13 protein-coding genes, 1 tRNA gene and 1 riboswitch are annotated in these 21,110 nt (G+C 44.1%); of the genes, 8 read left to right on the forward strand and 6 right to left on the reverse strand.

Annotated features, from left to right (window positions below; translation table 11 throughout):
- The first annotated feature begins 27 nt into the window (after positions 1-27).
- Positions 28-104 (forward strand) — tRNA-Trp (locus F0228_RS03090).
- A gap of 746 nt (positions 105-850) precedes the next feature.
- On the opposite strand, the gene F0228_RS03095 is transcribed toward F0228_RS03090, so the two are convergent.
- Positions 851-2,131 carry a sodium:proton antiporter gene (locus F0228_RS03095; RefSeq protein WP_004740869.1) on the reverse strand — a complete coding sequence of 427 codons (1,281 nt, stop codon included), beginning with the start codon at positions 2,129-2,131 and terminating at the stop codon, positions 851-853.
- 168 nt (positions 2,132-2,299) lie between these two features.
- Between F0228_RS03095 and metH the strand changes: the two genes are divergently transcribed.
- On the forward strand, positions 2,300-5,977 hold the full coding sequence (gene metH, locus F0228_RS03100; RefSeq protein WP_171761886.1) for a methionine synthase: 3,678 nt from the start codon (positions 2,300-2,302) through the stop codon (positions 5,975-5,977).
- A gap of 105 nt (positions 5,978-6,082) precedes the next feature.
- On the opposite strand, the gene lysC is transcribed toward metH, so the two are convergent.
- Positions 6,083-7,450 carry a lysine-sensitive aspartokinase 3 gene (gene lysC, locus F0228_RS03105; RefSeq protein WP_061033504.1) on the reverse strand — a complete coding sequence of 456 codons (1,368 nt, stop codon included), beginning with the start codon at positions 7,448-7,450 and terminating at the stop codon, positions 6,083-6,085.
- A 107-nt stretch (positions 7,451-7,557) separates the two neighbouring features.
- A riboswitch (Lysine riboswitch) is annotated at positions 7,558-7,735 on the reverse strand.
- A gap of 176 nt (positions 7,736-7,911) precedes the next feature.
- Here lysC and F0228_RS03110 point away from each other — a divergent pair.
- Complete coding sequence (locus tag F0228_RS03110; RefSeq protein WP_102424820.1) at positions 7,912-9,051, forward strand: alanine--glyoxylate aminotransferase family protein; 1,140 nt, start codon at positions 7,912-7,914, stop codon at positions 9,049-9,051.
- A gap of 101 nt (positions 9,052-9,152) precedes the next feature.
- Here the strand turns inward: F0228_RS03110 and F0228_RS03115 are convergent, their stop codons facing one another.
- From F0228_RS03115 to F0228_RS03130, 4 genes are all read right to left on the reverse strand, one after another.
- Entirely contained in the window at positions 9,153-10,916 is a 1,764-nt protein-coding gene (locus F0228_RS03115) for a PglL family O-oligosaccharyltransferase (RefSeq protein WP_171761887.1), read from the reverse strand.
- Between the two features lie 96 nt (positions 10,917-11,012).
- Positions 11,013-13,844, reverse strand: a complete 2,832-nt coding sequence (uvrA, locus tag F0228_RS03120; protein ID WP_171761888.1) for an excinuclease ABC subunit UvrA — start codon at positions 13,842-13,844, stop codon at positions 11,013-11,015.
- 150 nt (positions 13,845-13,994) lie between these two features.
- Positions 13,995-14,867 (reverse strand): UTP--glucose-1-phosphate uridylyltransferase GalU, encoded by an 873-nt coding sequence (gene galU, locus F0228_RS03125; protein ID WP_048657943.1) that lies wholly within the window; start codon positions 14,865-14,867, stop codon positions 13,995-13,997.
- 157 nt (positions 14,868-15,024) lie between these two features.
- Entirely contained in the window at positions 15,025-15,672 is a 648-nt protein-coding gene (locus F0228_RS03130) for a LuxR C-terminal-related transcriptional regulator (RefSeq protein ID WP_116869929.1), read from the reverse strand.
- Positions 15,673-15,951: 279 nt separating this feature from the next.
- Between F0228_RS03130 and F0228_RS03135 the strand changes: the two genes are divergently transcribed.
- The 5 genes from F0228_RS03135 (at position 15,952) to F0228_RS03155 (ending at position 21,100) form a co-directional block, all read left to right on the forward strand.
- Positions 15,952-16,506, forward strand: coding sequence for a single-stranded DNA-binding protein (locus F0228_RS03135; RefSeq protein WP_061033509.1), 555 nt, complete (start codon positions 15,952-15,954; stop codon positions 16,504-16,506).
- A 161-nt stretch (positions 16,507-16,667) separates the two neighbouring features.
- On the forward strand, positions 16,668-18,683 hold the full coding sequence (gene csrD / locus F0228_RS03140; RefSeq protein WP_061033510.1) for an RNase E specificity factor CsrD: 2,016 nt from the start codon (positions 16,668-16,670) through the stop codon (positions 18,681-18,683).
- Between the two features lie 2 nt (positions 18,684-18,685).
- Entirely contained in the window at positions 18,686-20,128 is a 1,443-nt protein-coding gene (locus F0228_RS03145) for an MSHA biogenesis protein MshI (RefSeq protein ID WP_171761889.1), read from the forward strand.
- Entirely contained in the window at positions 20,128-20,775 is a 648-nt protein-coding gene (pilO, locus tag F0228_RS03150) for a type 4a pilus biogenesis protein PilO (RefSeq protein ID WP_171761890.1), read from the forward strand. Before F0228_RS03145 ends, pilO begins: the two co-directional genes overlap by 1 nt.
- Positions 20,768-21,100: a hypothetical protein gene (locus F0228_RS03155; RefSeq protein WP_019826977.1), complete on the forward strand. Its 333-nt coding sequence runs from the start codon at positions 20,768-20,770 to the stop codon at positions 21,098-21,100. Before pilO ends, F0228_RS03155 begins: the two co-directional genes overlap by 8 nt.
- Positions 21,101-21,110 lie beyond the last annotated feature (10 nt).

Genomic DNA, 21,110 nt, shown 5'->3' on the forward strand with positions numbered 1-21,110 from the left:
TTTCGAATCTAAAGTACAAAAAGTTTTAGGGGTGTAGCTCCAATTGGCAGAGCAGCGGATTCCAAATCCGCGTGTTGGGAGTTCGAATCTCTCCACCCCTGCCACATTAAAAGGCTCTAGCAGAAATGCTAGAGCCTTTTTGCTTTCTGAATCTAATAATACTCTATTGGCAGAGCCGCGGATTCCCCTACTTACCAAAACTGTGCGTGTTGGGAGTCTATGCCTCAACTCTTGCCATATACTAAGCCTCTGCAGAAATGCTGAGGTTTTTTTTCGCGAAGCAAAGTTGGAATAACTACGCGTTCCCCTAGCTCGCCAGCTCAGTTTAATCTCTCCATTCCTGCCATATTTAAGTCTTTAGACTGCGCGTCCCAGCAAAATGCTAGAGCCTTTATTATTCCTGTCATCTTTAGAAGTAACGCTAGAAGTACCAAGTGATCTCTATCTAGCCAATACTCATTTTGCTCTATAGTTCTGCTAGTTAATAACTAACGCTATTCTAGCGAGACATTGATTCCCGTTCTTTGTGTTTCCAGGTGAAAGGTGAAGTCTTTCGATTGAAGCTAATATAACTTGAGAGTGGGTTATTGGGGAGGCTAGTGAGTGTGCAGAACAATGAGGTATCTGTAGGACTTAACCTCCTGAAAGAGTTCCGGCCAAATTTAGTACTCCCCCTAAATTAAGGTTTTCGATTACTCCAATAATAGTGGTATCAAATATCTATATAAGCTTCTATGTTCTACACATACCTTTCAGCGATAGCTTCAGTGTGGGAATTGGTGAGTTTGACTTTCATTAGGTATAAAAAAGGCCACCTAAAGTAGGTGGCCTTGGTAAATCTATCTAGGTGTTAATCTAGCTCTTTCTCTGCTTGTTTTGCTTTCTCTATCATAGGAGTGATTGTTGAGCCTTGAACTAGAATAGAGAACACAACAACGGCGTATGTCATGACAAGGATTATCTCTTTAACATCTATTGCCTTGTCTTCAATTACCCAGATACCGGAAGGGATTGATAGAGCCATGGCTAGCGCTAAGCCTCCGCGTAAGCCGCCCCAAGTTAGAATCTTAATCGACCATGGGTTGTAAGTTCTAAAGCGCTTAAATCCAATGTACGACAAAAAAACACTTAGGTAGCGTGCACTTAATACCAGAGGAACTGCGAATGCCATTAGGATCCAGTCTTCTTGGTGGAATTTGAATAGCAGCATCGACATACCAATCAATAAGAACAGCACGCCATTTAAGAACTCATCAATCAGTTCCCAGAAGTGGTCTAAGTGGTCTTCACTCTCTTTTGAGAAGCCGATGAAGCGAGTCCAGTTACCAATCATGATACCTGACACCACCATAGCTAATGGACCTGAGACGTGGAGGACTTCAGCAAAAGCATAGCCCGCTGTAGGAACACCAATAGTTAGTAGTAATTCCATTGAGTGGTCATCAGTGTTACTGATTAAGTAGTGGAATATTAGACCTAAAGCAAAACCATAGACGATACCGCCAATTGCCTCTTGGACAAATAACATGGTCACACTGCCCACTGTCGGTGCCTCGGTACCAAAAGCTATGGTGAACAGAGTGACGAAGATTACCAAGCCAAAGCCATCGTTAAAGAGAGACTCACCTTCAATCTGAGTCGAGATTCGTTTGGGTGCATCGAGTTTCTTTACAATGGCTAAAACAGCGATTGGATCGGTTGGTGAGATAAGAGAACCGAACAGTAAGCAGTAAATGAGATCGAATTGGATGCCGATGAACTGACAGAATCCATAAAGAACAAAACCAATAAAGAAGGTCGAGAATAGAGTCGCACCGAGTGCGAGTACTGTGATTTCCCATTTTTGGTCTTTAAGGTTTGGGAGTTTGATCCCTAAGCCGCCAGCAAATAGTAGGAAGCCTAATATCCCTTTAAGTAGGAAGTCTTCAAAATTAATACTGGCAACCGTTTCAGAAGCAATGTCGGCTAATTGAAACCAGTTGTTTTGGCCCGCAATGATAATTAAAAGAGACAGCATCATTGAGCCTGCTGTGATGGCGATGGTTGTTTGCATTTTACCAATTTTGCTATTAACAAAGGCAATGAGCATGGCTGCAGCAGACAAGAAGCATAAGGTGTAATAGACCGACATTGGGGTACCAACATGTAACAAAGTATGAATATGAATTTTCGTTGTCTCATGCTCAAATAGCAAACACTTTTTGTCAGGACTCGGTAATCAATTTCCTCTTTTAGACGTCTAGACTCCTTTTTAATGTGTGATAGGATGGAAGCATAATTAAAGGAATGAGGTTGTACCGTGGGAAGTAATGTAAGGCAAAAGATTGATGCTCTGTTGAAGCAACGAATTTTACTGATTGATGGTGGCATGGGCACCATGATTCAGGACTATAAATTGGAAGAGCAAGACTATCGTGGTGAACGCTTTGCGGATTGGCATAGTGACTTAAAGGGTAACAATGACCTTTTGGTACTTACACAACCTAAGCTTATCAAAGATATTCATTCGCAATATTTGGAAGCTGGGGCAGACATCCTTGAAACCAATACTTTTAACGCTACAACCATTGCTATGGCCGACTACGATATGGAAAGCCTTAGTGAAGAAATTAACTTTGCAGCAGCCAAGTTAGCACGAGAAGCCGCTGACGAATGGACTGCAAAGACTCCTGAAAAACCTCGTTTCGTTGCCGGCGTCTTAGGTCCAACAAACCGCACTTGTTCTATCTCTCCAGATGTTAATGATCCGGGTTATCGTAATGTGAGTTTTGATGAGTTAGTCGAGGCCTACTCTGAATCGACTCGCGCGCTGATCAAAGGTGGCTCAGACCTTATTCTTATCGAAACTATCTTCGATACACTCAATGCTAAAGCGTGTGCTTTTGCAGTGGAATCTGTTTTCGAAGAAGTAGGCATCACTTTACCGGTCATGATCTCCGGCACCATTACTGATGCATCAGGTCGTACGCTTTCAGGTCAGACGACGGAAGCTTTCTATAACGCCCTTCGTCATGTTAAGCCTATCTCGTTTGGTTTGAACTGTGCATTAGGCCCTGATGAGCTGCGTGAGTATGTTGGCGAGATGTCTCGTATCTCAGAGAGTTATGTTTCTGCTCACCCTAACGCTGGCTTACCTAACGCATTTGGCGAGTATGACCTTTCACCTGAAGACATGGCAGAGCACGTTAAAGAATGGGCTGAAAGTGGCTTCTTGAACTTGATTGGTGGCTGTTGTGGTACTACGCCAGAACATATTCGTCAAATGGCAGAAGCGGTTGAAGGTGTAACTCCTCGCCAATTGCCGGACCTACCTGTGTCGTGTCGTTTATCCGGTTTAGAACCTCTGACCATTGCAAAAGAGTCTCTGTTTGTAAACGTGGGTGAGCGAACGAACGTGACCGGTTCTGCGCGCTTCAAACGCTTGATCAAAGAAGAGCTTTACGATGAGGCATTGAGTGTTGCTCGTGAGCAAGTTGAAAATGGTGCCCAGATCATCGATATCAATATGGATGAAGGAATGCTAGACGCTGAAGCGTGTATGGTTAAATTCCTTAATCTATGTGCCTCTGAGCCAGAGATTTCAAAAGTCCCAGTAATGGTCGATTCATCAAAATGGGAGGTTATTGAAGCCGGCCTGAAATGTATTCAGGGTAAAGGTATCGTTAACTCCATTTCTCTTAAAGAAGGTAAAGAGAAGTTCGTCGAGCAAGCGAAGTTGGTTCGCCGCTATGGTGCAGCCGTAATCGTGATGGCGTTCGATGAAGTCGGTCAGGCAGATACACGTGAACGTAAAGTCGAGATCTGTACCAATGCTTACAACATTCTTGTTGATGAGGTTGGCTTCCCACCTGAAGACATTATTTTTGACCCAAACATCTTCGCGGTTGCGACTGGTATTGAAGAGCATAACAACTATGCGGTTGATTTCATTGAAGCGGTAGGCGATATCAAGCGCGACCTACCTCATGCGATGATCTCGGGTGGTGTATCGAACGTGTCATTCTCATTCCGAGGTAATAACTACGTTCGTGAGGCAATCCACGCTGTATTCTTATACCACTGTTTTAAAAATGGTATGGATATGGGCATCGTAAACGCTGGTCAGCTGGAAATTTACGATAACGTGCCAGAAGATCTGCGTGATGCTGTTGAAGATGTTGTACTAAACCGTCGTGAAGACTCTACGGAACGCTTGCTGGATATGGCAACCGAGTATCTAGAGCGAGCGGTTGGTAAAGTTGAAGATAAATCAGCACTCGAGTGGCGCACTTGGCCTGTAGAGAAGCGTTTAGAGCACTCTTTGGTCAAAGGTATTACTGACTTCATCGTTGAAGATACTGAAGAAGCACGTGTCAATTCAGCTCGACCAATTGAGGTAATTGAAGGTCCGCTAATGGACGGCATGAACGTGGTCGGCGACTTGTTTGGTGCAGGCAAGATGTTCCTCCCTCAAGTTGTTAAATCGGCCCGTGTAATGAAGCAAGCTGTAGCCCACTTGGAGCCGTTTATTAATGCATCCAAAGAAGTTGGTGCGAGTAACGGTAAGATCCTTCTCGCGACAGTGAAGGGCGATGTTCATGATATTGGTAAGAACATTGTTGGCGTCGTTCTTCAATGTAATAACTATGACATCATCGACCTGGGTGTGATGGTTTCATGTGAAAAAATTCTCAAAGTCGCGAAAGAAGAAAATGTCGATATTATTGGTCTTTCTGGCCTGATTACTCCATCCCTTGATGAAATGGTGCATGTTGCCAAAGAGATGGAACGACAAGGCTTTAAGCTACCACTATTGATTGGTGGTGCGACGACATCCAAGGCGCATACTGCTGTTAAAATTGAACAGAATTACTCAGAACCGGTGGTCTACGTTAATAACGCTTCTCGTGCAGTTGGCGTATGTACCTCACTACTTTCTGAAGAGCTAAAACCTGCCTTCGTTGAGAAGTTGGACCTAGACTACGAGCGCGTTCGCGATCAGCATAATCGTAAGAAGCCTCGCACTAAGCCAGTGACACTCGAGCAAGCTCGCGCAAATAAAGTGGCGATTGATTGGGACGCATATACCCCGCCAGTACCAGCTAAACCGGGCGTACATGTATTCAATGATTTTGATGTGGCAACACTGCGCAACTACATCGACTGGACACCATTCTTCATGACATGGTCATTAGTCGGTAAGTACCCAGCTATTCTTGACCATGAAGAAGTGGGCGAAGAGGCAAAACGTTTGTTCAAAGATGCGAACGAGTTACTGGATCGTGTAGAGAAAGAAAAGCTACTCGAAGCCCGTGGTATGTGTGCGATGTTCCCAGCCAACAGTGTGGGTGATGATATTGAGGTGTATACCGATGAGTCTCGTACTGAGGTTCTCAAAGTTCTACATAACCTTCGCCAACAGACTGAGAAGCCTAAAGGCTTTAACTACTGTTTGTCAGATTACATTGCTCCAAAAGAAAGCGGTAAAGCGGACTGGATTGGTGGCTTTGCAGTGACAGGTGGTATTGGTGAGCGTGAGTTAGCGGATGAATATAAGGCTAATGGTGATGACTACAATGCCATCATGATTCAGGCTGTGGCTGACCGACTAGCAGAAGCGTTTGCTGAATACCTACACCAAGAGGTGAGAAAGGACATTTGGGGTTACGCTCCAGATGAAGACTTATCTAACGATGATCTGATTCGAGAGAAATACCAAGGTATTCGTCCTGCTCCTGGTTATCCTGCTTGCCCTGAGCATACAGAGAAGGGCACGTTGTGGGAGTTGATGGATGTTGAGAAGACCATCGATATGTCACTGACGTCCAGCTACGCGATGTGGCCTGGTGCTTCAGTTTCTGGGATGTACTTCTCTCACCCTGATTCTCGATACTTTGCGATTGCTCAGATTCAACAGGATCAAGTAGACAGCTATGCTGACCGTAAGGGTTGGAATATGTTGGAAGCTGAGAAGTGGCTAGGTCCAAATATTAACTAGCTATTAAATCCGCGAGTTACTTGTAAAAATAGAAAGGGTTGCTTAATTGCAACCCTTTTTGTATCTGTACTTTGAGCGTTGAACTCTTATTAATTCAGTATCGCCTTATTCGAATAGCTCTTGATGCAGTTTTTGAATCGCCTGTTTAGATACTGATTCATTGAGCAGGAAGCATAAGTTATGAGGGCTTGCTCCGTAACAAATCATGCGCAAATTGAAATCTTCAAGGGTGCTGAATACTTGCTTAGCGTAGCCTTTGCTTTCACTCATGTTATTACCAATCAATGCCACTAAACACAGGTCATGTTCCACATCGACTGAACAAAGTTCTTCTAGCTCAAGACGTGCTGCTTCTGGTAACTCAGGTGCACCACCAGATGTATCAGTTTGATCTAGGGTGAGTGAAACACTGATCTCCGAGGTGGTGATAAGATCGACCGAGATCTTATGTTTAGCAAGGATCTCGAATACTTTCGCGAGAAAGCCGTAAGCATGGAACATATTAGCGCTACGAAGCGTAACCATGGTTTGGTTGCAGCGAAGGGCAAGGGCTCTGAATAGTGGAGAGCTTTCTACCTGCTGGCGAATCCAAGTTCCACCCAATTCTGGTGCTTTTGAAGAGCCGACAAATACCGGAATTTGGTGACGTAGTGCTGGCACGAGAGTCGATGGGTGCAGGATCTTCGCTCCAAAGTTTGCCATCTCAGAGGCTTCACTGAAGCTGATTTCTGGGATTGGAGATGCTTTAGGTGCGATGCGAGGATCTGTGGTGTAAATACCTGGAACATCTGTCCAAATCTCTAAGCCAATCGCTTGTACTGACTCTGCAATAAGCGCTGCTGAGTAATCACTACCACCACGGCCTAAGGTTGTTGTATTGCCGTCATTGTCTGCACCAATAAAACCTTGTGTGACGACAACTTGTTGTTGGCACAGTGGAATCAGTTGTTCTTTCGCTAGCACTGAAATCTCTTCAAGCTGAGGTTCAGCTTTGCCGAAATCATCATTGGTGCGCATCACTTCTCTGATATCGAAGCGAACCGCGGATGTACCACGTTCGCGAAGGATTTGAGCAAGAAGGTGTGTCGACATCAATTCACCGCACGCGACCAAGTGATCGGTTAACTTAGTGCTTGTTTGAAACGATGCAGCCTCGGCAGCGCTCGCAATGTCATCAAGAATGGAGTGAACTTCTTTTTCGACGCTGATTGGATCAGCAAGTTGATCAAGAATTGCATTGTGGATGTCCGTTAATTGGGTCATAACCTCTTGACGACGAGCTTTGTCTTGAACACCATTTGCCAGTTCGACAAGTAAATTAGTTACTCCTGAACACGCAGAACTTACGACTAACTTGGTATTTGAGTTGTTTTCAATAATGGCAGCACAACGGCTCATTGCTTCAAAGTTGGCAACACTTGTACCACCAAACTTAGCGACATTAAAAGAACCAGCTACATTAGATGCACTCACGATATATCTCCCACGACTTCCTAAAATAAAATTACGGTTGGGTAATCCAACGTCCATTGTTTTCGAAGAGAGTTTTAGAGCAAAAAGAGAGGAATTATGTGAATAGTAACCTCAGAAGCTCTTCACCATATAGAAATAGTGACAGTTGCCGGGATTCAGCCCGCTCAACCGATAATAAAGGTCCTGCATCCTTTTATTATCTCGGCACTGCTCCCCCTAAATGCTTTGTATCGGAAATGCGGTTCCACAAAACACCTGCCTGGGCAGTGCTCCTCTTCTGCTAGATAGCCATTTCATTGAACGTGTTTGCGCTCACAATGTCAATTGGTAACTTGAGATAATTTAAAAATAATTTTAACAATTATGTGACAGTGGTTTGACCTCAAGACCGAAGGCTAATTGCTGACATGTTCGATTTGCTTTAGGGTGGAATATCAACACCATTAACGTAAGGGATTTACATGTCTAACTTAACAAATACTTCTACAATCGATAGTTTTTATCCACCACATCGAACGTTAATGGGGCCTGGGCCTTCTGATATCTCACCTCAAGTACTGCAAGCTTTGAGTCGTCCAACCATAGGTCATCTAGACCCACTGTTTATTGCAATGATGGATGAGGTTAAACAGCTTCTTAAGTATGCATTTCAGACAGATAATGAGTTTACGATTGCTGTATCAGCGCCGGGCAGCGCAGGTATGGAAACTTGTTTTGTTAACTTGATTGAACCCGGTGAAAAGGTCATCGTCTGTCGAAATGGCGTGTTTGGTGAACGTATGCGAGAAAACGTGGTGCGCTGCGGTGGCGAAGCAATTCTTGTTGATGACGAATGGGGTAAGCCTGTATCTGTCGAAAAGGTACAACAAGCATTATCAGAAAACCCAGATGCTGTCGCGGTTGCGTTTGTGCATGCTGAGACTTCTACTGGTGCGCTATCGGATGCTCAAGCTATCTCTGCGGTTGCCCGACAGTTCGATGCATTGACGATTGTTGATGCTGTGACCTCACTGGGTGGTGTACCACTGTTAGTGGACGAATGGCAGCTCGATGCGGTTTATTCTGGGAGTCAGAAGTGCTTGTCTTGTGTTCCTGGTTTATCACCAGTGACTTTCTCTCAGCGTGCCGTTGATAAAATGAAAGCGCGTCAGTCACCGGTACAAAGCTGGTTCTTGGATCAGAGCCTAGTATTAGGTTACTGGAGCGGAGAAGGTAAGCGTAGTTATCACCATACTGCACCAGTCAATAGTCTTTACGCGCTGCATGAGTCTCTCGTGCTATTGAAAAATGAAGGCTTGGATAATGCTTGGTCTCGCCATCACGCTATGCATCAAGAGTTGAAAGAGGGCGTGGAAGCATTAGGACTGAAATTTGTTGTTGAGGAGGAGAGCCGTTTACCTCAACTTAATGCTCTTTACTTCCCTGAAGGAATCGATGAAGCGAAAGTCAGATCGCAGCTTTTAGAAGAGTATAATCTTGAGATTGGTGCTGGCCTAGGTTCTTTGGCTGGTAAGGCATGGCGTATTGGCTTGATGGGCTACGGTGCTCGCAAAGAGAATGTCGCGTTGTGTCTTAAAGCGCTGCAAGACGTACTTAAATAGTCAAATCAGATTAGTTTTAAAGAAAAGCGCACGAGGATCGTGCGCTTTTTTGTGTTTGCTCTAAAGGTGAGATGCGAAAGTCATATCTCGCTAGTCCTTAGCTATTCTGCGGATGAAACATTGTTTTCTGCTTGGGATACTTTCTGGTACTGAACCTGTGAAAAGTCTCTGTCAGGAAACAGAAACTTGGCTTCGCTACGGATTTGTTCCGCCTTGCTTTCTTCCCCTAAACCTTGATAGGCAAGGATCAGGTTACTGTAGAACGCAGGTCTTGGTTTACTCTTTATGATCTCGAGTGACCAATCAACATAGGGCTGAATAAGGCTAGGATCGCCTTTATAAAGACCAATGTTTAGGTAAGTGCTGTATATGTCCCAATCGTAGCGATCTTTCCAAACCACAGGGTTGGTGACTTGTTTGAGAATATCTGGGTTTTTAGGTTTAGATAGCTCAAATTTGGTCAGTACATAGTTGGTATGCAGTGCGCTCAACATGTAAATACTCACCAGAATTGGCAACACTAAGCTGATCACTCTAAATAGTGTTTTACTGATGATACTGAACGGCTGTTGATAGTGACGCGAAGCGCGCTGGTCGACCCAATAAATCAATATGATAAAGGTTATCCAGTGTATTGCCGAGTGATAGAACGGGTACTCCAATTGAGAGTGTAAAAGTATCGGTATGAATAGCGCCAGTAAAGCTAAGCGTGTTCCTTTCGCTGAGCTAGAGATACGCGACAGTACTAACATTGCGGCAATCAAGATTCCTATGATAGGAACAATACCACCCTCAACCCCCCAGAATAGAAACTCATTGTGAGGGTGATCCATTGCTGGAAGCCCAGGATGATAGTTTGAATTGAGTTGGTGCTGACGAGCGGTATACAGAGTGTACTCTGATTCAAATTTTCCGTAGCCGTAACCCGTAAATGGTTTCTCTACCAACATGTCTAATGTTTGCGGGAAGGTGTAAGCGCGAGGGCTTTCTAGGTTCGCTTTTTTACTCGCTATGCTATCTGTAGTGCTAAGGCTGATCACTGAAAATGCAACTACGATACCGACAGCAACGGAAGCACACCATCCGTAGAAGCGTTTCTTGGTCGAGAATTTGTATAAGTAGGGCAGAATACATACAAATCCAATGAGTGCCGCTAACCAACCTGTGCGTGATGCGATGATGATCAGCAGTGGTACGGTTAATGTTGGTGTTAGGTAGAGTAAAAACGATTCGCTAATCTTGTGGTTGTACTTAGCGGGCTGCCTCGCTAATAGGTAAGCCGAGAGGACAAAACCAGTCGCTAAAAAACTGGCCATCACATTTGGCTGTTGGAAGATTCCATAAGGACGATTAGCTTCAGTGTTGTAACCAAATAGGTTACCTGGCTCCAATACAAAATATTGTACATAACCAAAAAGCGCTTGTATGACGACAGCGAGTACGATGAACCACAGCATGCGCTGTTTATGTTTATTACTGAATTTGAACTGCTGAAGTACTACAAATAAAGCAAAGCCAGCCCATAACCCAAGTAATCGACTGGATGCTCCTTGCGGCGAAGCATTGCTGTATAGAATAGGCAGTGTGAGTATCACGCAGCTTATCAGCAAACCTATGGTTAACTTGGAATACTTGAGTACTCGATTGGTAGCTAGCTGGTAAAAGCCAATCGCTAGAGTGAAGCTTAGAGCCAGCCAAGTCGTCGGGTTAAAGGATAAAGCAAGGCCAGAACCTCCCGGGTTAGGCATAAAAAAGTGCATGGCTATTAAGAACACAACAGCTAATGAAGCAAGGAATGCTTTGTTGAGAGGTAGCTGAGTGACCTGATTTTCTAGCTGGGTTCCGCTAGTGTGTATTGTTGCCATAAATCCCTAACCTTATAAAAACGGAGCTTGTTCCTTTTGAAACAAGCCCCGTTACTTTAACATTTTTCTGTCTGCCCGCAGGACGCTATTTTACACCTAGTTCAAATTTAACATAGGCTTAAGGAAGCGGGCGGTATGTGAACCTTCGACTAGTGCCACATCTTCAGGTGTACCCTCTGCAACGATTTCACCACCACCTTGACCACCTTCAGGGCCGAGATCGAGTATCCAGTCTGCGGTTTTAACGACATCCAAGTTGTGTTCAATTACCACAACGGTATTACCGTGATCACGTAGTCTATGTAATACGGTCAATAGCTGTTGGATATCGTGGAAGTGAAGGCCGGTTGTTGGTTCATCAAGAATGTATAACGTTTTCCCTGTATCTCGTTTAGACAGCTCACGTGCCAATTTAACACGTTGAGCCTCACCACCAGATAGGGTAGTTGCGGCTTGCCCCAAACGAATGTATGAAAGACCGACATCCATAAGCGTTTGCAGCTTACGTGCGATCACTGGAACCGGATTAAAAAACTCACGTGCGTCTTCTACGGTCATTTCCAGTACTTCGTCGATGGTTTTACCTTTGTAGCGAACTTCTAGTGTTTCACGGTTGTAGCGCTTGCCTTTACATACATCACACGGCACATAAACGTCTGGTAAGAAGTGCATTTCTACCTTGATAACACCGTCGCCCTGACACGCTTCACAGCGCCCGCCACGTACGTTAAAGCTGAAGCGTCCCGGTTTGTAACCGCGCGAACGTGACTCCTGTGTACCCGCAAATAATTCACGAATAGGTGTAAAGATCCCTGTATAGGTTGCAGGGTTTGATCTTGGCGTTCGACCGATAGGGCTTTGGTCAATATCGATGACCTTGTCGAAATGTTCTAAGCCTTTAATTTTCTTATGTGGTGCAGGTATTGCTGTCGTTGCCCCGTTGAGTTGTGTGTGAGCAATTTTAAAGAAGGTGTCATTAATCAGTGTCGACTTTCCTGACCCCGATACACCTGTAATACAACTGAATAGGCCAACTGGGATAGTTGCTGTGACATTTTTCAGGTTATTACCGGTAGCACCAATGATCTCGACGACTTTCTTTTTGTCGATCGGCGTTCGTTGTTTTGGTACTTCAATCTCTTTTACGCCACTTAAGTACTGACCTGTCAACGAGTTTGGATTGTCGACGATATCTTGCATAGTACCTTCAGCGACGACGTGACCACCGTGAACACCGGCACCTGGGCCGATATCTATCACATGATCTGCACAGCGAATCGCGTCTTCATCATGTTCAACGACAAGTACCGTGTTGCCTAAATCTCTCAGGTGAATCAAGGTTTGCAATAGACGTTCATTATCGCGCTGGTGGAGACCAATAGATGGTTCATCCAATACATACATAACCCCCACTAAGCCGGCACCGATCTGACTTGCGAGGCGAATTCGTTGTGCTTCACCACCAGATAGGGTTTCAGCACTGCGTGACAGGTTGAGGTAGTTCAAGCCGACATTAACCAAGAAGTGCAGGCGATCATTGATCTCTTTCATCACCTTATCGGCGATTTGCCCACGTTGACCGTCTAACTTCAATTCTTGGAAAAATTGCAGTGCGTCAGCAATGCTCAATTCAACGATTTCAGGCAATGTAGTATCGTCAATGAAGACATTACGAGCCTCTAATCTCAAGCGTGTACCATCGCAGCTAGAGCATGATTTCGTTGAGATGTATTTAGCAAGGTCTTCACGGACTGCGCTTGATTCTGTATCACGATAACGGCGCTCTAGCGTATTCAAAATACCTTCAAATGGGTGACGTTTGACTCGAATATCACCACGATCATTGATGTATTTGAATTCAACTTCAGTACGACCTGAACCTTTAAGAATAATCTCTTGAGTCTTCTTCGGTAGAGAATTAAAGGGTGCAAATAGATCGAAACCATAGTGCTCCGAGAGCGAGGTTAGCATCTGGAAATAGTAGTAGTTCTTTTGATCCCAGCCCTTAATGGCTCCGTCTGCGATGCTTAAACTTTCATCCAAGATCACTCTGCTTGGGTCAAAGTACTGTTGAACTCCAAGGCCATCACACGTGCCACATGCACCTGCTGGGTTGTTGAATGAAAATAGGCGAGGTTCAAGCTCTTGCATGCTGTAACCACACTTAGGGCAAGCGAAGTTAGCAGAGAATACGATCTCTTCTTGGTCTGTTTCATCCATCCAACCGACAACAGCAATACCACCGGAGAGCTCTAATGTGGTCTCGAAAGATTCGGCTAAGCGTTGTTGAAGATCAGGGCGTACCTTAAATCGGTCAACCACTACTTCTATCGTGTGTTTCTTGTGCAGTTCTAGTGCTGGTGGATCGGATAGGTCACAGGTTTCACCATCAATACGTGCTCGAATAAAGCCCTGAGCCGCTAAGTTTTCCAGCGTTTTTACGTGCTCACCTTTACGCTCTTTAACGATTGGTGCTAATAGCATCATTTTTGAACCAACAGGTAGCTCAAGCACCTTGTCCACCATTTGGCTGATGGTTTGCGCGGCAAGCGGTGTGTTGTGTTCTGGACAGCGAGGTTCGCCGACTCGTGCGTAAAGAAGCCTCAGGTAATCATAGACTTCTGTAATGGTACCAACCGTTGAACGAGGGTTATGAGACGTCGATTTCTGTTCTATCGAGATGGCGGGAGATAAGCCTTCGATGTGGTCGACATCAGGTTTTTCCATAAGGGATAGAAATTGACGAGCATAGGCAGACAAAGACTCAACATAACGGCGTTGCCCTTCTGCGTAGAGGGTATCAAACGCAAGTGATGACTTACCTGAACCAGAAAGACCTGTGATAACAATCAGCTTATCACGAGGGATAGTAAGGTTTACGTCTTTGAGGTTATGCGTGCGAGCGCCTCTAATTTCTATTTTATCCATCTCAACAGACCATGTAATTTTTAGTGGCTAAAGTATTACATAGAGTGAGATTTGTGCAAAGTTTTACTGGATAAAAAAACAGTAAAACAAAAAAGGGTAACTCATCGAGTCACCCTTTTACTATTTGAAACGCTAGTTATTAACCAGTCGTTATGCTTCTTTCTTGGTCGAGTGCTTACCTAGCTCGATTTGCTTTTGGTCTTTTTTGTATAGGTTTTCAAAGCAGTAGTTTGTTGCTTCGATGTAGCCTTCTACACTACCACAGTCAAAACGTTGGCCTTTAAATTTATAAGCCAATACACAGCCTGCTTTTGCTTGTTTTAACAATGCATCGGTAATCTGGATCTCGCCACCTTTACCTGGTTCTGTTTGCTCGATCAGTTCAAAGATATCTGGAGTCAGAATATAACGACCAATGATCGCTAGGTTGCTTGGAGCAGTACCTTGCTCTGGCTTTTCTACCATGTCATCAACACGGAACAGGTCGTCTTTGATCATTTCACCCGAGATAACCCCGTACTTATGTGTCTCTTCTTCTGGTACTTCTTGAACAGCAACAATAGAACAGCGGAACTGTTTGTATAGCGCAACCATTTGAGCCAATACACCTTGTTGCTCGTTCACACAAAGGTCATCGGCAAGTACCACTGCAAATGGTTCATCACCTACAAGCTCACGACCAGTCAGGATTGCGTGACCTAAGCCTTTCATCTCACGTTGACGAATATAGGTAAAGTTTGCCGCTTCAATCGTTTCACGAATATTAACCAGCAGGTCTTCTTTGTTTGTGCCACTGATCTGATGTTCCAGCTCGTAGTTCTTGTCGAAGTGATCCATGATCGAGTGCTTACCACGACCCGTTACGATACACATTCCGTCCATACCGGCTTCGATTGCTTCTTCAACGCCGTATTCAATCAGTGGTTTGTTTACTACTGGCATCATTTCTTTCGGCATTGATTTGGTTGCTGGTAAGAAGCGTGTACCGTAGCCTGCTGCCGGGAAAAGGCACTTTTTGATCATCGTAAGACCCTTTATCTATAATAATTATTGATTCAACCTGAGTGGTTGATATTTCTGAGGGCAACTCTAGCACAAATTTTGTCGAAAATTCAGCAACAATCCATATGGCTAACCAGAGCTTCCCTCAAAATTATCGTCACTTTAAGAAGCAGATCAATTATGCAAGCAGGTTCTGGTTGGCCCATGCTATCGCTTGGACTCTATTTTTTACTGCCAGCTTGCGAAATATCTGATAAAGATGGGACTTAACTGTGAACTCGCTGATAAAGAGATCATCGGCTATTTGTGTGTTCGATGAGCCTGATTGGAGGCAACGAATGACCTGAATCTCGCGAATAGTGAGATCAACATTGGTAGGCGTTGTGTTGGTATTGACCATATTACGGTAGTAAAACAGCAGTTGGTTGGTGACCTTTCTTGGCAGCCAGTTATCGCCATCGATTACCTCTTGTAAACCAAGAGCAATCTTGTCTTTTTTATCGGTGTTATAAAACAGTCCTTTTAATACACCATAAGTCAAAAGCTCTGAGGTCGGCAGTTGCTGTGGGACATTAAACAAAATGATCTCATTATTCTTCCACATCACGGTCAAATTAGGGCAGATAGCCAATAGCTTTGGTACTTCTTTATAGTCGACAAGAAGAATACGATTACTCTGCTTTCTGTCTACCAACATTAAGTCGTCTGGCGTCATCTTATACAAGATGATAGATAGGTGTTTTTCTATCTCTTTTACATGTATGTAAGTATCACTTGGGTCGATGCACATAAAGTGTAAAGTGCGAGCGTATCGAGACTTTCTCATTGAAACGTCCTGTTTAAGAGGGATGGGTATTCACGTTGTCATGCCGACTTTGGCTTCTCTAGCACCATCGTTGTGACTTGCGTTGAATATCAATTCTCAAAGTAAATGAGTGGTTTGTAAGTGGAGAAAAAAGCAACATCGCTCTGAATATCATGATTTGTTACGTTTTTATTCTTTGTCGTGAGGTGAGAATAGGAATGCGATTTATCACAGCAGAAAAGCATGCTATTCTTGTGCGCTAAAAATTTTCTGAGACTATGAATTTAGACGGAGCAAATCATGGCTAGCCGTGGAGTTAACAAAGTTATATTAGTGGGTAACCTAGGTAATGACCCAGAAATTCGTTACATGCCAAATGGCGGCGCAGTAGCGAACATTACCATTGCAACGTCAGAGTCATGGCGTGATAAAGCAACTGGCGAACAGCGTGAAAAAACAGAATGGCACCGTGTTGCGCTGTTTGGCAAGCTAGCTGAAGTTGCTGGTGAGTACCTACGCAAAGGTTCTCAAGTTTACATTGAAGGTCAACTTCAAACTCGTAAATGGCAAGATCAAAGCGGTCAAGATCGCTACACGACTGAAGTTGTGGTTCAAGGCTTTAACGGCGTTATGCAAATGCTAGGCGGTCGTGCTCAAGGTGGCGCACCAGCTCAAGGCGGCATGGGTGGCCAACAACAGCAAGGTGGTTGGGGTCAACCTCAGCAGCCGCAACAACAGCAGCAATACAGTGCTCCAGCTCAACAGCAGCCGAAAGCACCTCAACAAGCTCCTCAGCAGGCTCAACCTCAATATAATGAGCCACCGATGGATTTTGATGATGACATCCCATTTTAAGCCCTGTTTTTAATATATTATAAAGACAGTATTAATTTGGAAAGAGCCGCGATTATCGCGGCTTTTTGTTACCTAGAATTCTTAACGCTTTATTTACAACGTCAATTTATAGTATAAGTAGCAATACGGTATAATGTGAGTTGAAAAGGATTTCGTTATTCATGAGATATACCCCCACACTAAAATTGAGCACCCGATTGGTCGCATTTGTCACCGTGATAGTTATCAGTGCGATGTTCATTCTTTTTATCGGTGGCACCCTCTCATTTAAGCGTATCGGGCAAGAGTATTTAGACCATTATTTGGTGGGTATTGTCGACGTTGTAGATAAGGAAATGGAAGACCCAGACGCTGCATATTCAATGCAACGTTGGATGCCTAAGATGTTGCAAGCAAGCAACATTGTTGAGATGAAACTCTCGAATAAGACCGGCATTGTTTATCGCTTCAAAGATACCTCCCCACAGATTGATCCTAGCCGCCTTTATGAAAAGAGCTTTGTATTAGAGCGAAATACCGGTTATCGAATCGAATTTAAGGCTCTGCCTCCTTACATTGGATACAGCTACTCATTGGAAGCAATGTGGTCGATTACTTTAGCGGTCGCTTTGATTATATTTTGCCTAGCTCGTGGCGTTCGATGGCTAAAAGAACAGTTAATGGGCTCTGAAATGCTGGAAGAGCGTGGAAGAATGATTCTAGCTGGTCAGGTTGAGGCTCATGCAAAAGGTGATGAGCGAGAATGGCCTTTTACCGCGAGTGAAGCTCTTGATGTTCTTATTGAAGAGTTAAAAGACGCTCGGCAAGAGCGTAGTCGTTTCGATACTTTTATTCGTACTCATACCTTCTTAGATAAACTCACAGGCACCGCCAACAGAGTACTATTCGATAACAAGCTTGAATCGGCACTGCATGAAAGTGGTGCGCGTGGTGGTGTGCTGTTAATACGTATCGATGAGTGGGAACAGGTATGCGATGATAATGATAAGCAAGTTACAGATAACTTTATTATTGAGGTTGGCGAAGTATTATCGAATATCGTACAGCGCTACCCAGATGTTATTTTCTCTCGTTATTATGAAGCCGACTTTGCTGTATTTATCCCGCACCAAGGTGCCAAAGATATTGCGACGCTGGCGGCTCAGTGTTTAAGGCAACTTGATAAGCTAACACCACCAGAGCCTTTAGAGTCGGATAATTGGTGCCATATCGGAGTGACCATGTACACCGAAGGTGAACGTCATAGTCAGATCATGGATGAAACGGAAACCGCATTAAAAAGTGCGCAATTGGAGCGTATTAATAACTGGAGTCGTTTCCCTAAACAAAATAAAAATGAGCTCGATAGAGGAAGTGTTCGCTGGAGAACACTACTTGATACAGCACTGCTCCCTGATAATTTAGTAATCTTTGCTCAGCGGTGTTATCTTATGTCTGAATTAGGTCAAGCTAATGAATTACATAGAGAAATATTCACTAGAATTCAGGATCCTGAGAAGGGTTTATTGAAGTCTTCTCGCTTCATGCCTGCGGTGGAGCAAGTGGGTTACCAAGCTCAAATGGATCAATCGGTGTTGAGGGTGTTGTTGAAGTCACTGAAAGAATCGACTCAACCTATTCACTATTCGGTGAACCTTAACGTCACGCCTTTTGCGAGTAAGCAGCACTTTAAGTGGTTTAGGAGTGAGTTGTTGCAGCTTTCTGCACAGCATCGGTCACAACTCGCTTTTGAGTTTCCAGAGGGGCACCTTATTGCTCATCTTGATTATATGAGACCGGTGGCAAAGATGTTGCGAGGACTTGGGTGTAAAGTGATTGTTGGTCAAGCTGGGCGAACCATTGTCAGCACCCACTACATCAAGGACTTGAAGGTCAACTATATAAAGCTTCACCGAAGTTTGATTAAGAAAATCGATCAAAGGCATGAGAACCAGCTGTTCGTCCGCAGTTTAATTGGGGCGTGTGGTGACTCTCCAACTCAAGTGATTGCGGTGGGAGTCGAAACAAAACAAGAAAAGAACACCTTGATAGAGTTAGGTATTAACGGTTATCAGGGAAGGTATTTCGACGAAGAACAACAAATTATCCCTTTGCCTAACAAAGGCTCAAAGCCAGTGAAAGCTGAGTCTGTAGTAAAAGTTGGTCGAAGAAATCGATGGCGTAAGAGTAGTAGCTAAGTATGAATTTTAAAGCGATTGTAGACAAATTAAAGCCAAGCAAAAGCAATGGCAACACTCAAGTTGTCATGTTGGGTAATGATGCAGTCTATATTTCATCGTCAGAGCAAGCATCCCAAGTAACCAGTATTCCTTTCGTTAATGGAGATTGGGAAAGCGCGCTGAAAAAGTCGCTGAATAGTGAGGCGTTTACCAGTAATAGCCTTCAACTGATTGTTTGTGCCAACTATTACCAGACCTACCAACTTGATAAGCCCGACATTCCAGAAAGCGAATGGTCGGTTGCCTTACCATTTCTGCTCAAAGACCTTGTTGCTGAGAGAGTTACGGAGATTACTGCGAGTGCGGTGGCCTTACCTACCTCGAATAAGCTGCAAGTGTATGTATTACCGAAAAAGCTGTTAAATAAGCTGGTTAGTATTACAAGCGCGGCGCAAGTTGAGCTTAAAGGTGTGGTGCCGGAAGATGAAATTTGGGGTTACAGTGCTGGTGAACTGTCGAACTTTATTCTTTTACAACGCAGCCCTAACTCGCACTTTAAACTGGGTGCGTTTGTTGAGCACACTGTTTGTTTCCAAAGAACGATTCGTAGTGTGGTACCCCCTTTAACTGGAGTAGCATCCAGTGCTCTGCAATTAGATGGCCTTGCCTTGGAGCTTCAACGCTCTATTGATTATCTGTCTTCTCAAATTAAAGGCACCCAACTTCATCAACTAAAGATCTGTTGTGATGAAGAGGATGAAGCTGAATTACAAAGTGCATTAAATAATACGCTGAGCTCAACGGTCTCTTTGCTTGTTGAAGGTGAGCGCGAAAACTCTGAAAGTTTGTTAGTGCAATTAGCCGCTGAAAAAGAGACGTTTACGGTCAACCTTTACCCTGAGCATTTAAAGCCTAAAAAAGAGTATTTTACGTTAGCGAATGTGGCTGCGAGTTGGGGAGTGGTTAGTGCGTTGTTGCTTGGCAGCTACTTTGTCATGAACTATCAAGCTTCCAATTTAGACACTGAATTAACAGTGTTACAACAAGACTCTAACCAGCTTAACAAACAAGTTAACCAACTGAATAGTAAGTTAACTCAACATAAACCCTCCCCTGAGAAAGTGGCGGCAGTTGACCGTCTCAAACGTGAGACTCAAGCAAAAAAAGAGGCGCTAAAGGCGGTTGGACAATACGACGAGTCTCAGCAGGTCGGGTATTCTGGCGTCATGAATTCCTTAGCTCAATTAGGCCGAAATGACATCTCTCTTTCGCATATCTATATGACTCATGACACGCTAGATCTGAGTGGCTTAGCTCGCAATGCTAATGTCGTCCCCAACTGGATTGGCCAATTCAAAAATGAGCTTAATCTTGTCGGTCGTTCTTTTGAAAAACTGAAAATAGGTCGTAATGATCAAGATGTGGTGACCTTTGAGTTAAGTACTCGTAGGGAGAGCAAGTAATGCAGCAGTGGAATCAGCTTAGCGATAAGTTTCTTGCATTAAGCCCAAGAGAAAAGTGGCTGCTTTTCGTGTGTGGTTTAGTTGGTCTCTCTATGTTGCTATTTACTTTGCTGGTGGAGCCTGCATACCTCGAGTTGCAAGCTAAAAACGCCAAGATGACGAGCTTGAATCAGTCAAATCAGAGGCAGCAAGGTGAGTTACTTGTTCTGCAAGCTAAATTGAACAAAGACCCTGATAAAGATATCAACCTCGAATACAAAAAACTGATGCGAGAGAGTCAAGAGCTCTCTCTCGAACTTGCCGAAATGGTTGATGGGTTGATCTCGCCATCCCAAATGTCGCAATTGCTCGAAAGTGTACTTAATGCTGGTAACGGTTTGAAGTTGGAGTCGTTGGAGTCACTTAAGCCAGAAGCGATCTCGAACAACAAAGAGACCAGTGAATATTCAGGTTATTTTCTTCACCCGGTGAGAATGGAATTGACTGGTAGTTACTTTGACATTGCAGCTTACCTTCAGGCGCTTGAGTCTCTTCCTGTGAGCTACTACTGGCGTACATTTGAATACACAGTAGAAGAATACCCGAAAGCTCGACTTGTATTTGAGGTTTACACGCTAGGTACCAGACAGGAGTTTATCGGTGGTTAGAACTCTATTGTTGTCATTACTGTTTGCCAGCTCTCTGGTGTCGGCAGAGCAAGATCCAACGGCACCTCTGGGGTGGATGACGCCTCAACAAAAAACAGCGCCGGCGAAGAAATCGCCAACTCATTATCGCCTACCGTCTTTAGAGAGCATCGTGTGTAAAGCGGATACGCCTTGCTACGCCATTCTCAATGGTGAAATTGTTGCTCAAGGGGAGACGATACGAGGGTATCGAGTTAAGAAAATAGATTCAGAATACGTCACTCTGCAGAGAAGCTCTAAGCAGTGGAAATTAGAGATGTTCTCTTTAGATATTAAGAATAATTAAGGTTTGAGTG

Origin of the sequence: Vibrio sp. 99K-1 (genome assembly GCF_013114585.1) — a bacterium.
Taxonomy (GTDB): Bacteria; Pseudomonadota; Gammaproteobacteria; order Enterobacterales; family Vibrionaceae; genus Vibrio; species Vibrio chagasii_B.

Coding starts and splice junctions, on each gene's coding strand:
- F0228_RS03095 (WP_004740869.1), bottom strand. CDS start 2,131: ATGTCGGTCTATTACACCTTATGCTTCTTGTCTGCTGCAGCCATGCTC.
- F0228_RS03110 (WP_102424820.1), top strand. CDS start 7,912: ATGTCTAACTTAACAAATACTTCTACAATCGATAGTTTTTATCCACCA.
- F0228_RS03115 (WP_171761887.1), bottom strand. CDS start 10,916: ATGGCAACAATACACACTAGCGGAACCCAGCTAGAAAATCAGGTCACT.
- uvrA (WP_171761888.1), bottom strand. CDS start 13,844: ATGGATAAAATAGAAATTAGAGGCGCTCGCACGCATAACCTCAAAGAC.
- galU (WP_048657943.1), bottom strand. CDS start 14,867: ATGATCAAAAAGTGCCTTTTCCCGGCAGCAGGCTACGGTACACGCTTC.
- F0228_RS03130 (WP_116869929.1), bottom strand. CDS start 15,672: ATGAGAAAGTCTCGATACGCTCGCACTTTACACTTTATGTGCATCGAC.
- F0228_RS03135 (WP_061033509.1), top strand. CDS start 15,952: ATGGCTAGCCGTGGAGTTAACAAAGTTATATTAGTGGGTAACCTAGGT.
- csrD (WP_061033510.1), top strand. CDS start 16,668: ATGAGATATACCCCCACACTAAAATTGAGCACCCGATTGGTCGCATTT.
- F0228_RS03145 (WP_171761889.1), top strand. CDS start 18,686: ATGAATTTTAAAGCGATTGTAGACAAATTAAAGCCAAGCAAAAGCAAT.
- pilO (WP_171761890.1), top strand. CDS start 20,128: ATGCAGCAGTGGAATCAGCTTAGCGATAAGTTTCTTGCATTAAGCCCA.